11 protein-coding genes are annotated in these 13,963 nt (G+C 71.0%); 8 read left to right on the top strand and 3 right to left on the bottom strand.

The window, feature by feature from the left end:
* Window positions 1–64: 64 nt before the first annotated feature.
* Both ACZ7L0_RS19590 and mhpA read right to left on the bottom strand, forming a co-directional pair.
* Entirely contained in the window at window positions 65–2,062 is a 1,998-nt protein-coding gene (locus ACZ7L0_RS19590; protein ID WP_471243734.1) for an acetoacetate--CoA ligase, read from the bottom strand.
* Complete coding sequence (gene mhpA / locus ACZ7L0_RS19595) at window positions 2,059–3,663, bottom strand: bifunctional 3-(3-hydroxy-phenyl)propionate/3-hydroxycinnamic acid hydroxylase MhpA (RefSeq protein WP_471243735.1); 1,605 nt, start codon at window positions 3,661–3,663, stop codon at window positions 2,059–2,061. The genes ACZ7L0_RS19590 and mhpA overlap by 4 nt, the downstream gene beginning before the upstream one ends.
* Window positions 3,664–3,816: 153 nt before the next feature.
* Between mhpA and ACZ7L0_RS19600 the strand changes: the two genes are divergently transcribed.
* The 3 genes from ACZ7L0_RS19600 to ACZ7L0_RS19610 all read left to right on the top strand — a co-directional run bounded on the left by ACZ7L0_RS19600 (window position 3,817) and on the right by ACZ7L0_RS19610 (window position 8,116).
* Window positions 3,817–4,452: a TetR/AcrR family transcriptional regulator gene (locus tag ACZ7L0_RS19600; protein WP_471243736.1), complete on the top strand. Its 636-nt coding sequence runs from the start codon at window positions 3,817–3,819 to the stop codon at window positions 4,450–4,452.
* Between the two features lie 228 nt (window positions 4,453–4,680).
* Entirely contained in the window at window positions 4,681–6,819 is a 2,139-nt protein-coding gene (locus ACZ7L0_RS19605; RefSeq protein WP_471243737.1) for an ATP-binding SpoIIE family protein phosphatase, read from the top strand.
* 121 nt (window positions 6,820–6,940) lie between these two features.
* Entirely contained in the window at window positions 6,941–8,116 is a 1,176-nt protein-coding gene (locus ACZ7L0_RS19610) for an NAD-dependent formate dehydrogenase (RefSeq protein WP_471243738.1), read from the top strand.
* A gap of 343 nt (window positions 8,117–8,459) precedes the next feature.
* Here the strand turns inward: ACZ7L0_RS19610 and ACZ7L0_RS19615 are convergent, their stop codons facing one another.
* Entirely contained in the window at window positions 8,460–9,443 is a 984-nt protein-coding gene (locus ACZ7L0_RS19615; protein ID WP_471243739.1) for an ArsR/SmtB family transcription factor, read from the bottom strand.
* Window positions 9,444–9,567: 124 nt separating this feature from the next.
* Between ACZ7L0_RS19615 and ACZ7L0_RS19620 the strand changes: the two genes are divergently transcribed.
* The 5 genes from ACZ7L0_RS19620 to ACZ7L0_RS19640 all read left to right on the top strand — a co-directional run bounded on the left by ACZ7L0_RS19620 (window position 9,568) and on the right by ACZ7L0_RS19640 (window position 13,890).
* On the top strand, window positions 9,568–10,848 hold the full coding sequence (locus ACZ7L0_RS19620; protein WP_471243740.1) for an MFS transporter: 1,281 nt from the start codon (window positions 9,568–9,570) through the stop codon (window positions 10,846–10,848).
* Entirely contained in the window at window positions 10,845–11,426 is a 582-nt protein-coding gene (locus tag ACZ7L0_RS19625) for a carboxymuconolactone decarboxylase family protein (RefSeq protein WP_471243741.1), read from the top strand. Before ACZ7L0_RS19620 ends, ACZ7L0_RS19625 begins: the two co-directional genes overlap by 4 nt.
* Complete coding sequence (sigJ, locus tag ACZ7L0_RS19630) at window positions 11,423–12,274, top strand: RNA polymerase sigma factor SigJ (protein ID WP_471243742.1); 852 nt, start codon at window positions 11,423–11,425, stop codon at window positions 12,272–12,274. Before ACZ7L0_RS19625 ends, sigJ begins: the two co-directional genes overlap by 4 nt.
* A gap of 149 nt (window positions 12,275–12,423) precedes the next feature.
* Window positions 12,424–13,380, top strand: coding sequence for a hypothetical protein (locus ACZ7L0_RS19635; protein WP_471243743.1), 957 nt, complete (start codon window positions 12,424–12,426; stop codon window positions 13,378–13,380).
* Window positions 13,381–13,608: 228 nt separating this feature from the next.
* A complete protein-coding gene (locus ACZ7L0_RS19640; protein ID WP_471243744.1) occupies window positions 13,609–13,890 on the top strand; it encodes a hypothetical protein in 282 nt (93 codons plus the stop codon).
* Window positions 13,891–13,963: the final 73 nt, after the last annotated feature.

Consider the following 13,963-nt stretch of genomic DNA (forward strand, 5'->3'; position numbering starts at 1 on the left):
GCTTCAGTCGCCGGCCCCGGTGTCTCAGAACACGCCGGGTGTGCGGCCAAACAAAATCCCGGTGTCAAGCGTCGCTGCTCCCGCGACCGCGGCGGTCGGCTCCCAGGCGGGCGTAGTACTCGACGAGTTCCGGGGCGTCCACGGCGGCCGGGTTGACGACCTGCTCGGCGGGGGCGCCCTGGAGGAGCCGTTTCACCGGGACCTCGAGCTTCTTGCCGGTGCGGGTGTGCGGGATGCCGGGGACTTCGAGGATCTCGTCGGGGACATGGCGGGGTGAGGCGCCGGTCCGGATGGCGTCGCGGATGCGGTCGCGCAGGGCGTCGTCCAGGGTCACTCCGGCCGCCGGGACGACGAACAGGGGCATCCAGTAGTCGCCGTCAGGTTCCTCCGCGCCGATGACCAGGGCTTCGGCGATCTCCGGCATGCGTTCGACGACGTCGTGGATGTCGGCGCTGCCGAGGCGTACGCCGTTGCGGTTGAGGGTGGAGTCGGAGCGGCCGTGCACGATCACCGAGCCGTGGCCCGTGACGGTGATCCAGTCGCCGTGCCGCCAGACGCCGGGGTAGGAGGAGAAGTAGGCGTCGCGGTAGCGGGTGCCGTCGGGGTCGTTCCAGAAGCGGAGCGGCATGGAGGGCAGGGGGCGGGTGACCACCAGTTCGCCGACCCGGTCGACGACCGGGAGACCCTGGGCGTCGTACGCGGCCAGGGCGACGCCGAGGTGGGGAGCCGACAGTTCGCCCGCCCAGACGGGGATCGTGGGCGCGCTGCCGGCGAAGCCGGAGACGATGTCGGTGCCGCCGCTGATGGAGGCCAGCAGGACGTCGGCGCCGACGTGGTCGCGGACCCAGGGGTAGGCGGACGCCGGCAGCGCGGAGCCGGTGCAGCCGACCACGCGGACGGACGACAGGTCGTGCACGGACGGGTCGATGCCGAACTTGGCCATGCCCAGCAGATACTGGGGGCTCGTGCCGAAGACCGTGACGCGGTGGAGCGCGGCCAGCTCCCACAGGACGTCCGGGCGGCCGAAGGGGGCCGGGCTGCCGTCGTACGTGCAGGTGGTCGCGCCGGTCAGCAAGGTGGAGGCGACCAGGTTCCACATCATCCAGTGAGTGGTGGTGTACCAGAGCAGGCGGTCACCGTGGCCGAGGTCGGAGTGCAGGCTCAGGGTCTTGAGGTGTTCCAGCAGGACGCCCCCGTGGCCGTGGACGATGCCCTTGGGCAGGCCGGTGGTGCCGGAGGAAAAGACGACCCACAGGGGATGGTCGAACGGCACGGTGGTGAAGGCGAGTCGCTCGGCGCGGGTGGACGCGTCCTCCCACGGGATCACCAGAGAGGGGTAGGCGGCCGTGAGCCAGGGAAGCCCCACGTGGTTCACCAGCACCGTCGCCTTCAACGTCGGCAGCGCGCCGGCCAGTTCGAGGGCGGCCTCGCGGCGGTCGTGGGTGGTGCCGTTGAAGAGGTAGCCGTCGGCGGCGATCAGCACGGTGGGTTCGAGCTGCCCGAAGCGGTCGGCGGCCGCCGTGGGGGCGTAGTCCTGCCCGCACACCGACCAGATCGCGCCCAGGCTCGCGGCGGCGAGGAACGCGACGATCGCGTGCGGGGTGTTGGGCAGATAGCCCACGACCCGGTCGCCCTTGCCCACCCCCAGGTCGCGCAGGGTGGCGGCGACGGAGGCGACCTCGGAGCGCAGCCGCTTCCCGGTCACCTCGTACCCGGAGCCGGTCTCGTCGAGGGCGATGATCGCCACGTCCTCGTCCGGGAGGTTGCGCAGGGCGTGGTGGGCGTAGTTGAGGGTGGCGCCGGGAAACCAGTGGGCGCCCGGCATGGTCTCCTCGGCCAGGACCCGCTCGTACGGGGTGTCCGCGTCGATGTCGAAGTACTCCCACACCGCGCCCCAGAAGCCTTCCAGGTCGGTGACCGACCAGTGGTGCAGGGAGGTGTAGTCGCGGTCCACGGCAGCACCCCGGTTCCGGGCCGCCCAGCGGGCGAAGTCCACGATACGGCTGGCGGCGGCGGCCTGCGGATCGGGTGTGAAGAAGGGGGCCGGGTACGGCGTGTTCATCGCGTGGTGCTCCTCAACGGGCTTTCCTCAACGGTTCGTTGCGAAGGAAAAGGAATTCGTGTGGTGTGCAGCAGGGACGCCCAGCCGGCCGTGCTCGTGAACGCGCGGCCGCCGTCCGGGACGACGTCCATCACGACCCGGTCCGGCCGCAGCAGCACGGTGTCCGCTCGCCCCTCGCGCAGCCAGTCGGCGAGGCGGCCGTCGTCGTCGAGGCCGGTCACGGGGACGGTCCGGGCGCCGAGGCCGTCGGCGACCGCCTCGAGCGAGGGGGCGAGCGGTACGCGGGTGAGGACGGCGAAGGAGTCGCCGAGCAGTTCGTCGAGGCGGGCGCGCCGACCGTCGACCGTCACCCAGGGCTGCGGGCAGAAGCGGCCCACGAGACTCCGGCCGCCCCAGCGGGTGGGACGGCGTACGAGCGGCCCGGGCGCCAGGGCCGGGCTGAGGTCGCTCACGGCCGCCGTGGTCAGGCCGGGGATGCGGACGGCCGCGCCCAGGAGGCCGCGACGGAGGGCGGCGGCGCCGTCCTGGCCGCCGGTCATGGCCCACCCCATGGCGACCGCGAGCCGTATCACATATCGGGCGTGCGGCTTGCGTTCGCTCTCGTACGTGTCCAACAGCCGTTCCCCGGCGCCCTGTCGGAGGACGCGGGCGAGCTTCCAGGTGAGGTTGTAGGCGTCACGCAGCCCGGCGCACAGCCCCTGCCCGATGAACGGAGGGGTGAGGTGGGCCGCGTCGCCGAGGAGGAAGACGCGACCGCGGCGCCAGCGGTCGGCGATACGGGCCCGGAAGGTGTACCGCGCCTGCCGCACCAGCTCGAAGTCGGCGCCGCGCGCGATGTCCACCCAGGGGGCGATCATCTCCCGCAGCCGTCCGTGGTCCAGCTCGAAGTCGTCCCGGAGCCGGAACTCCCAGCGGTAGCGGTCCTCGCCGATGCGCATGAACGTCGCCGGACGCTCGGGGTCACAGATCTGTTCGACGCCTTCCCAGCAGCGGACCGGGAGGCTGGTGCGTACGTCGATGACGGTCCAGCGTTCCTCGAAGCGCAGGTTCTCCCATGCGGAGCCGATGGCCTCGCGGGTGAGGCTGTTGGCGCCGTCGCAGCCGAGGACGGCGTCCGCCCGCAGGAGGTGCTCACCCTTGTCGTCGCGGTAGGTCACGCGGACCGGACCGTTGTCGTCCTGGTGGACGCCGGTGACCTCCACCCCGCCGCGCAGCTCGCACTCCGGGGTGCGGGCCAGGGCGTCGCGCAGCAGCCGTTCCAGCTCGGGCTGGTCGAACATGCTGGTCTGCGGGAAGCCATGGGCCCCCTGCGCGGCGCGCGGGAACTCGGCCATCACCCGATGCCGGGCGTCCAGCAGCCGCAGCCCCCGCGCGGGGCGGGCGATCGCGGCGAACTCCTCCTGGACCCCTGCGGCCTGGAGGATGCGGCGCACCTCGTCGTCGGTGGCGACGGCGCGCGGCAGGGGGTAGACGTCGTGGTGGCGTTCGAGGACGACGGTCCGCACGCCACGCCGGGCCAGCAGCAGGGCGGCGGTCACGCCCACGGGCCCGGCCCCGACGATCACCACGGGTACGTCTGCCGAGTTGTACTCGACGGTCATGTGCGGCTCACTTCGGGTCTCCTCCAAGCAACATTGCCGTAATGAGGAAATCATCAGCTTTGACTCTTCGATCGTCAATAGCTGTCCTCAGCGAACCACTGATTGATTCATCAGAACTGTGGTACTGCGGTACTCGTTGCTAGACTCGCGCGTATGTCGACGTCAGCCGCACCCCGCAACCGCTTCGAACGGCGCCGTGCCGAGACCCGGCAGGCTCTCGTCCGCGCGGCCCGGCGGATACTCGCCGAGACCGGGGACACCAGCGCGAGCATCCAGACGATCGCGGAGCGCGCGGACGTGGGCTTCGGGTCCTTCTACAACCACTTCGAGTCGAAGGCGGAGCTGTTCGACGCGGCGGTACGGGACGCCCTCGAAGAACTCGGCCAGACCTTCGACGAGCACCTGAGGGACGTGGACGACCCCGCGGAACTCGTCACGGCGGGCTTCCGGCTCAGCGCGCGCCTGGTCGACTCCCGGCCCGAACTGATGCAGGTACTGCGCCACCGCGGCCTCGGCCACCTCCACTCGGACTCGGGCCTGGCCCCGCGCGCCCTGCGCGACCTGGAGGTGGGCATCGCCTCCGGCCGTTTCACGATCACCGACCCGACCGCCGCGCTGACCGCCCTGGGCGGTTCCCTGCTGGCGCTGGTGGAGCTGCGGTTCGCCCGCCCGGAACTCGACGGGGACGAGGCCGCGTCGAACCTGGCCGAGATGCTGCTGCGCATGCTGGGCGTCCCGCCGGAAGACGCCCGCGACGTCGCCCGGCGTCCGCTGCCCGATCTCGACTGACGAGAGCCGATCACCGAGGGACCGCACCTGCCTCTGCGTCGGAAGCCCGTGTGCCGCACAGGACCCCGGACGCCTCCTCGGCGAGAGCCTCGCGCGCGTGCTCCGTTCAGTGATCCGGTGCGGGCGTCCACCCGTCGCAAAAGACGGTGGCGCCCGGGCGCCGAGGCGTCCGTGCCTCGTCTGCCTCCCGGCGATGCGCATCCGCCCGTACGGCGTAACGTCGTGACTGTGGACGTCACCGCGGACAGCCTTGTGTGCCGTGCCGCGCAGGTGCTCAGCCGGAGCGCGGACAGGCTGATCGCCGATGTGGCGCGGTGCCTGCGCGAGGCGGTCCCCGAACTGTGGGAAGACCCGAAGATCGCTCGCATGACGTCGGAGAACATCGTCGAGCACATCGTCGGCGCGTTGGCCGGTCTTGAACACGGGGTCGAGCCGAGCCGGATCGATCCGCCCGCGGACGACGTCGAACGCGTACGGCAGCTGGCCCGGCACGGCATACCCGTCACCGCGATGCTGCGGGCTCACCGGCTCGCACAGGCCATCGCCCTCGACAGGCTGTTCGAGGAGCTGCCCCGGCTGACGAGCGACCCCGAGCTGGTCAGCGGGGCGGCACGCAAGCTGATAGCGACGACCACCGGATACGTGGACCGCACGGCCGAGCAGGGCGTCGTGGCGTTCCAGGAAGAACGGGACCGCCGGCTGCGATGGCGGCTGTCCATGGTGAACGAGGCGGGCATGCGCATCGGCACCACCTTGGACATCGCCCGCACCACCCAGGAACTGGCGGACCTCGCCACCGAGCACTTCGCGGACCGCATCACCGTCGACCTGCTCGACGCCGCGCTCCAGGGACACGACGCTCCGGCGGAGAAACCGCTCGTACTGCGTCGGCTCGCCCAGCGGTCGGTGACCGGCGACCGCCCGGAACCGACGATCACGCCGCAGCAGCTCCACACCTACCCGGACGGTTCGCCGCCGGACCGCGCCCTGACCACCGGCCAGCCCTCACGGCACCACCTCGACGGCCGTCCCGGCCACGCCGTGGACTCCCACCCGGTCCATTCCACGCTGGTCGTGCCCCTGCGCGCCCGCGGCACCACCCTGGGCGTCGCGCAGTTCTCCCGCCACCGCAACCCCGGCCGCTACGACGACGAGGACCTGCTCCTCGCCCAGGAGATCGCCACCCGGGCTGCCGTCGCCGTGGACAACGCCCGCCGCTACACGCACGCCCGCGCCACCGCCCTCAGCCTCCAGCGCAGCCTGCTCCCGTCGCACACGCCACCGCAGTCCGCGGTGGACGTCGCCTGCCGCTACCTGCCCGCAGGCGCCCGGCTCGGCGTGGGCGGCGACTGGTACGACGTCATCCCCCTGTCCGGAGCGCGAGTAGCCCTCGTGGTGGGCGACGTCGTCGGCAACGGCATCCACGCCGCCGCCACCATGGGCCGACTGCGGACCGCCGTACGCACCCTGGCCGACATCGACCTGCCGCCCGACGAACTCCTCACACACCTGGACGACGTCGTCCTCCGCCTGTCCGCAGAAGCCTCCACCGACCCCAACTCCGAGGCCTCGGACATCGGCGCCACCTGCCTGTACGCGGTCTACGACCCCGTCAGCAGCTGCTGCACCCTCGCCCGCGCGGGCCATGTCCTGCCGGTCGTGGTGGCCCAGGACGGCACCGTCGACATCCTCGACCTGCCACCGGGCCCACCGCTCGGCCTGGGCGGCCTGCCGTTCGAGGCGGCGGAGGTCGAACTGCCTGAAGGCAGCCTTCTCGCCCTCTACACCAACGGCCTGATCGAAGCCCGCGACCAGGACATCGAGACGGGTCTCACCCAGCTCCGGGAAGCACTTGCCCAGCCCTCCTCCTCCCTGGAGGCCGCCTGCGACACCGTGCTCGAAAAGCTGCTGCCGACGCGCCCGGACGACGACGTCGCCCTGCTCCTGGCCCGTACCCACGCCCTCGGGGACCGCCAGGTGGCCAGCTGGGACCTGGAGGCGGACCCTGCCGCGGTCGCCGGGGCCCGGTCGCGGGTCGCGCGGCAGCTGAGCAGCTGGGGGCTGGAGGACCTCGACTTCACCACCGAGCTGGTGGTCAGTGAACTGGTCACCAACGCCATCCGCTACGGCCGACCGCCCATTCGGCTGCGCCTCATCCACGACCGCGCCCTCCTGTGCGAGGTCTCCGACGCCAGCAGCACCACGCCGCACCAGCGCCGCGCCCGCATCGACGACGAGGGCGGCCGCGGCCTGCACCTGGTCGCCCAACTCGCCGAACACTGGGGTACGCGCCACGCCCGGCACGGCAAGACGGTCTGGGCCGAGCTGACCGAGAATCCCGGGTTCCCGGCTTTTGCCACTGTTTAGGCCGGTGGGCTCATCGGTAATAGGGTGAAATTACGAATAACAAGCAGAAATCAGTCGGCCGGAGCGCACATGAGCGGCCGCCCATGAGACGGCCGCGCCGACCCTTCGGTGGAGGACGGCCATGGCAAAGATCCTTGCTGTACTTTATCCCGATCCGGTGGACGGCTACCCGCCCTCCTACGCGCGTGAGGACATACCCGTCATCCGCGCCTATCCAGGAGGCCAGAGCACGCCTACACCGCAAGCCCTCGAATTCACGCCCGGCGAGCTGGTCGGCTGCGTGTCGGGGGAACTGGGGCTGCGCCGCTTCCTGGAGGACCAGGGACACACCCTGGTCGTCACGTCCGACAAGGACGGCCCGGACTCCACCTTGGAGCGTGAGCTGCCCGACTCCGAGGTGGTGATCTCGCAGCCCTTCTGGCCCGCCTATCTCACCCCCGACAGGATCGCCGGAGCGCCCCGGCTCAAGCTCGCGATCACCGCGGGGATCGGCTCGGACCACGTCGACCTGCCAAGCGCCATGGCTCACGACGTCACGGTGGCGGAGGTCACCTACAGCAACAGCATCAGCGTGGCGGAGCACGCGGTCATGCAGATACTCGCCCTCGTCCACAACTACCTCCCCGCGCACGAGTGGGTGACGACCAAGGGCGGCTGGAACGTGGCGGATTCCGTGGCGCGCAACTACGACCTGGAGGGGATGAGCGTCGGTGTCCTGGGCGCGGGCCGCATCGGCCAGGCGGTGCTGCGCCGGCTCAAGCCGTTCGACGTGTCGTTGCACTACTCCGACGTGCACCGGCTGCCCCCGGAGATGGAGAGTGAGCTGGCGGTGGCCTGGCATCCCGACGCCCGATCCCTGGCCGGTGCGGTCGACGTGCTGTCGATCCACGCCCCCCTGCACCCGCAGACGGAGAACATGTTCGACGAGGAACTGATCCACGCCATGAGGCGCGGGTCCTACATCGTCAACACGGCACGCGCGCTCATCGTCGACCGAGACGCCGTCGTGCGCGCCCTCAGCAGCGGCTGGCTGGCCGGGTACGCCGGTGACGTCTGGTATCCGGAGCCGCCGGAGCCCGACCACCCCTGGCGCACCATGCCGCACGAAGGCATGACACCCCACGTCTCAGGTTCCTCGCTCTCCGCCCAGGCCCGCTATGCGGCCGGCGTCCGGGAGATCCTGGAATGCTGGCTGGAGGGCCACCCCATCCGCCCGGAGTACCTGATCGTGGAGGGCGGCAAGCTGGCCGGGACCGGTGCGCACTCCTACACGGCCGGCGGAGGGCCCGCGGGCTGACCGACGCAGCCGGCGAGTCCGACGAGGTGCCGGGCCGTGGCGACGGGGTCGACGATCTGATGGAGGTGCGCGCCGGGCAGATGTGCCACGCGCCAGCCGCGTTCGCGCGCCTCGGCGGAAACGTCTCGTACGGAGGGCCGAACAGCAAGTATGAGCAGGGATGGTCGTCCCAGCCGTCGGGGACCGGGATGTGCTGCTCGTAGTAGGACAACGGCAGGGTGGGCTGCTCCCCGACGACTGCCCGCCGCACCACCGGACCGGCTGCATACGACGATCCTGTCGCCCATGCCGTCAAAGCCGCGGCAGTATCGGCCGACAGCAGAACGCTTGGCTGCGAAGAGGCTCACGTGCCCCGGCCGATCAGCTGGTCGCCGAGAGAGCTGCGGCGGTACAGGACCTGCCGCCCGTGACGAGCCCGGGTGACGAGGCCCGTGGCGTGCAGTACGCGCAGGTGCTGGGACACCGCACTCGGGGTGACCCTGAGCCGGCGGGCCAACTCGACGGTGGGGAGCGGCTCTTCAAGGAGATCGAGCAGCCTCGCCCGGGGTGCACCCAGAAGGGAGACAAGAGCAGGTCTGTCAGTGGGGGGCGCCGGGCCCCACAACGTCGCCACCCCACGGCTGGGGTATGCCAGGACCGGCGGCTCCTCCGGGCTGACCGGGGGCGCGGGCTTGTGAGCGAACACCGACGGCACCAGCAGCAGCCCTCGCCCGGACGCCGCGACGTGGTGCCCGCCGATCATCTTGTCGATGTGCAGCACACCGTTGCGCCATCGCAGATCGGGGTGCATGTCGGCGAACAGCAGGCGGGCGCCACCGATGGCCAGTTGCCGCGCGCGATAGGTCATGTCGGCCTCGAGCAGCAGTCGCATGTGCGGCCACACCGGCTTGATGGCGATCTCCCAGTACTGCCGCAGGAGTTCACAGATGGCGTCGCGGAGTCCGGTGACGGGCTCGTCGCCGGCAGCGGTGGCATCGCGCAGAGCTTCGGGAGGGGGATCCGGCGCGTGCGCGGCCAGCAGATCGCGCCGGACCAGATCCGGTGAGGTCCGGCGTACGACGGCCAGCTCTTCCTCGAACGCCGGGGCGAAGCTCGTCGGGCGCGGGGTCAGGAAATCAGGCAGGGAGCGCCTCACCGCGACGAGGGACAGCAGCAGGTCGGTGTCGAGCGTTCCGAGCCCGCCGAGCACGGACCTGCGCCAGGGGAGGTGCAACGCGGACAGCCCCGGATCGCGCAGCACCCGCAGACTGAGCACCGTCTCCTGCAGAGGTGAGACGGCGAACCGCGTGTCCACCAGGTCCTCGACGCCGAGCTCGAAGCTGATCATCAAGCCATACGCTACATCGATTGGCAGCGGAACGCGGGCGCCGTGAACTTCCACGTATGACACGGACAACTCCCCTACAGCGCACTGCGATTGCCACCGTCGCGGGCGGGCCGGTGGACGGAAGATGAGCCGCCGACTGGTCCTGATCCTGGCCATGACCTGCGGCGTGGCCGTGGGCAATGTCTACTTCCCGCAGGCGATCAGCTCGCTGGTCGCCGCCGGACTGCATGCCTCACCCGATTCGGCCGCCCTCGTGGTGACCGCCACACAGGTCGGCTACACCGCCGGGATCTTCCTGCTGGTACCGCTCGGCGACCGGCTCCCGCACCGCACCTTCCTCACCGCCCTCCTCGCTCTCACCGGCGTGGGTCTGCTCGCCGCGGGCTGCGCACCGGCCCTGCCCTTCCTCGTCGCCGCCAGTGTCCTCACCGGCCTCACCACCGTGGCCGCGCAGGTCGTCGCCCCGCTGGCGGCCGGACTTGTGGCAGCCGACCGCCGCAGCACGGTCATGGGCATCTTGCTGAGCGGATCGATCGGCGGAATGCTGCTGGCCCGCACCTTCAGCGGGACGCTCGGCGAATGGCTGGGATGGCGGGCCCCCTACCTGGTGGCCGCGGCCCTGGTCCTGCTCCTGGCGGGCGTCCTGTTCTCATCGGTACCGACCACCACCCCGCTCACCCGCCAGCCGTACCCGGCACTCCTGGCCGAGCCGCTGCGCCTGCTGCGCACCGAGCCGGACCTGCGCCGCTCCTGCTTCTACCAGGCAACGGTCTTCGCCGGGTTCTCGGCCGTCTGGACCTGCCTGGCGCTTCTCCTCACCGGCCCCGCCTACGGCCTGGGGGCCCAGGCGATCGGCATGCTCGCCCTGGTCGGCGGGGCGACCATGCTGTGCACGCCACTCGCCGGGCGTCTGGTGGACCGCCGAGGGCCGGATCCGGTCAGCTTCGTCTGCATGCTCGGCGTCCTCGCCTCGACCGCGATCCTCGCCCTGGGCGCGTCGGGCGGCACACGGGGGCTGGCCGCCCTGATCGTCGGCACGCTCCTGCTCGACGTCGCGATGCAGTCCGGCATGGTCGCCAACCAGGCCCGTGTCTTCGCCCTGCGCCCCGACGCCCGCAGCAGGCTCAACACCGCCTACATGACCTGCGCCTACCTGGGCGGCAGCGCCGGCTCGTGGCTCGGGCTGCGCGCCTACGCTCAGGCCGGATGGTCTGGTGTGTGCGCACTCGTGGCATTGCTCGCCACACTCGCCCTGGGCCGTCACCTCATGGCGTCGCACGGCCGAAGACGTGGACTCGGCGAGATCCCGTCCTCCACTCCTCAGCCGTGGTGTCACAAGCGGGGGTCCGGCGGTGTCTTCATGGCGAACGGCCAAACAGGCACACGTACAAGGAGAACACCATGACGCTACGCGTCCCGAAGGCCGAGCTCCCCGCCGAGCTCCGCGAGAACATGATCAAGCAGCTCGGTGCCGTGCCCGAGCCCGTCGAGCTGTTGTGGAACAACCCCAAGCTCGCCGAGGACAACCAGGAGTTCTCGGCCAAGGTGGCCCAGTGGGACGCGTGCGACGCGAGCCTCAAGACGTTCGCGCACATGGCCGTCGCGGCACAGATCGGCTGCAGTTGGTGCCTCGACATCAACTACTTCGCCGCGCTGAACCAGAGTCTGGACCTGGCCAAGGCGAGCCAGGTGCCGCGCTGGCGGCAGTCGGAGGTGTTCACGCCACTGGAGCGCGACGTGCTCGAATACGCCGAGGCCATGACGAACACACCGACGACCGTCACCGACGAGCTCTCGGCGCGTCTGCTCCACGGCCTCGGTCCGGCGGCGCTGGTCGAACTCACCGTGTTCATCGGCTTCGCCAACCTGGCGGCCAGGTGCAACACGGCGCACGGGATCACGTCGCAGGGGTACTCCGATGCCTGCGAGATCCCGCCGGCCGCGCGTCCCGGGACGGCGCCCGGCGTAGCGTCGACGGCATGACCGAGGACCCGTTCGTCGTCCATCGCAGCCTGCTGTTCACGGTCGCCTACGAGATGCTCGGTTCGGCGGCCGACGCGGAGGACGTGCTGCAGGAGTCCTGGCTGCGGTGGGCCGACGCCGACCGTTCGCAGGTGCGTGACCCGCGGTCCTACCTCGTCCGAACCGTCACACGGCAGGCGCTCAACCGGCTGCGGACGATGTCGCGCAGCCGCGAGGAGTACGTCGGCGAGTGGCTGCCGGAACCGCTGCTGACCAGCCCCGACGTCGCCGAGGACGTCGAGCTCGCGGAGAGCGTCTCGATCGCGATGCTGACCGTGCTCGAAACGCTCGGGCCGACGCAGCGCGCCGTCTTCGTGCTCCGCGAGGTCTTCGAGGTGCCGTACGGCGAGATCGCCGAGGCGACGGGCAAGTCCGAGGCCGCGGTGCGGCAGATCGCGCGGCGGGCACGCGAGCACGTGGCGGCCCGCCGGCCGCGGGTTCCGGTGAGCCGGTCGGAGCAGCAGGCCGTGGTGGAGCGGTTCCTGGCCGCGCTGCGCACCGGTCGGTTGCAGGAACTGCTGGACGTCATGGCACCGGACGTGGTCCTGGTCGCCGACGGCGGCGGGATCGCGTCCGCCGCTCCGGCTCCGGTCCACGGTGCCGGACTCGTCGCGCAGTTGCTCGCTCGCCCGGGCCGGGTGGTGTCGGCCGTGTGGCTCAACGGCGCGCCCGCGGGCCGGATCGAGATCGACGGCCGAGTGGCCGCGGTGAGCCTCGTGGTGGAGAACGGGAAGGTCACCCGGATCCTCGCGGTGGCGAACCCGCGGAAACTGACGCGGCTCGACGAAGCGGCGGAACTCACCCGGTAGTCCCGCCGCCGCTCAGGCGTCGTGTGTGTTCCGGGCGGGTCGCACCGCCCCGGGACACACACGACCGCGCAGTAGTCAGCCAAGTACTCTCCCGATAACGATCTCGGTGCACACCTTGTGCGACAGCCGGTGGCCTCTAGCCTCCGTTCATGGCATTTCTCTCAAGCCGCCGCAGACGTGCACGTCTCGTCCTCGAACTCGACGACGCTGCCCTCAGCCGGCTGCTGAAGTCCCTCCAGGCCACCACCAATACGGGCACGATCGCGACGACAGAGCTGTGCGCGGCCCAGATATCCCGCCTCCTGGACCAGGGCACCGCCGACTGGGACCGCCGTACGCACCGGCTGTCGGTCCTGGCGCACCGCCTGTCCGAATCGCACGTCCCTCGGGCCTGGGCCACTCGCGAGCCGCACAACGCGAGCGCGCTCGTCCTGCACGCATGGACGCAGCTCATACGCGGACGCTCCCAGGGACACCTGGATGACGTGGCCGGCATCGCCAGGGCCTGCTTGCGTGCCGCCGACCTCGCGCCGGAGGACCCCACTCCCTGGGTGGTCCTGTTGGGGGTGTCACGGCTGGAGCGCCGCAGCCGGCCGGAGGCGTTCGGTGTGTGGAACGAGATACTGGCGCGCGACCGGTGGAACCGCGAGGCGTATCTGAACATGCTGCGCTACCTGAGCCCGGAGGAAATGGGGTCCCGGATCCAGGTACTGGACTTCGTCGACGCCGTCCGCGCCCGCATACCCGAGAACGCGCCCTGCGCGGCGATCGAACTCACCGCCCAGGTTCTGCAGTACCACTCCGTCCTCAACCTGGGCGGAGTCGAGGCGCTGATGGCACGCAACCACTGGTCCCACGCGACGGCCGCCCAGGCCCTCGACCGTGCGGCCCGCAGCTGGGCCGGGCCCGGGTTCTTCCAGCATGCCGCAGCCCTTGCCGACCTGAACCTGCTCGCCTACGCGCTGATGGTCGCCGAGCGGCGCACCGAGGCCCGACCGGTCTTCGAGGCCATCAACGGCACCGTCGCCGCCTGGCCCTGGAGTGTCGGGGGCGACCCCCTGTCCGAGTACGAGAAGGCGCGGAGCAGGGCGACGGCCGGCCTGTGACGGACCGGGCGGGCATCCTGCCGACGACGGATCACACGAACGTCACCGCCGCCGAGCCGAGGCCGCCGAAGCGTGCCTCGACCTTCTGGCCCGCGCTGACGAAGGGAGCGGTGGTCATGGCACCGGGCAGCACCAGGTGCCCGGGTTCCAGGGCGGTACCGAAGGCCGCGAGGGTGTCCGCGAGCCAGGGGTGTCCAGGCGCCGCACACCAGACCCGCGGAGCCGGCGTTGTCGGCGACGGTGTCCGTCAGGGTGATCCGCCGGTCGCGGATCCGGCTGTCGACGATCTCCTCCAGCCTCACCCGCGCCCAGCTCAACATCGGCTACGAAGGCCGGACCTACGAGGACCGCTGGGTGGTCATCGACAACGAGATGCTCAAGCCGTGGCCGGACCACGACCGGCTGCGCTTGCGCTGCGACCCGGACCGCCCCGCGGTCGACTGCCCGACGCCCCTCGGACATCACGGCTGGGAGTTCCCGATCCTGCCGGCGACGACGAGCAGCACCTGACCACCCACACAATGGGGTGATTCGGTCATATTTATGTGAAGGGTGCGAGTCCGCTCGGAAGGATGGTGACCAA

The sequence above is a fragment of the Streptomyces sp. NPDC039424 genome (assembly GCF_055639495.1).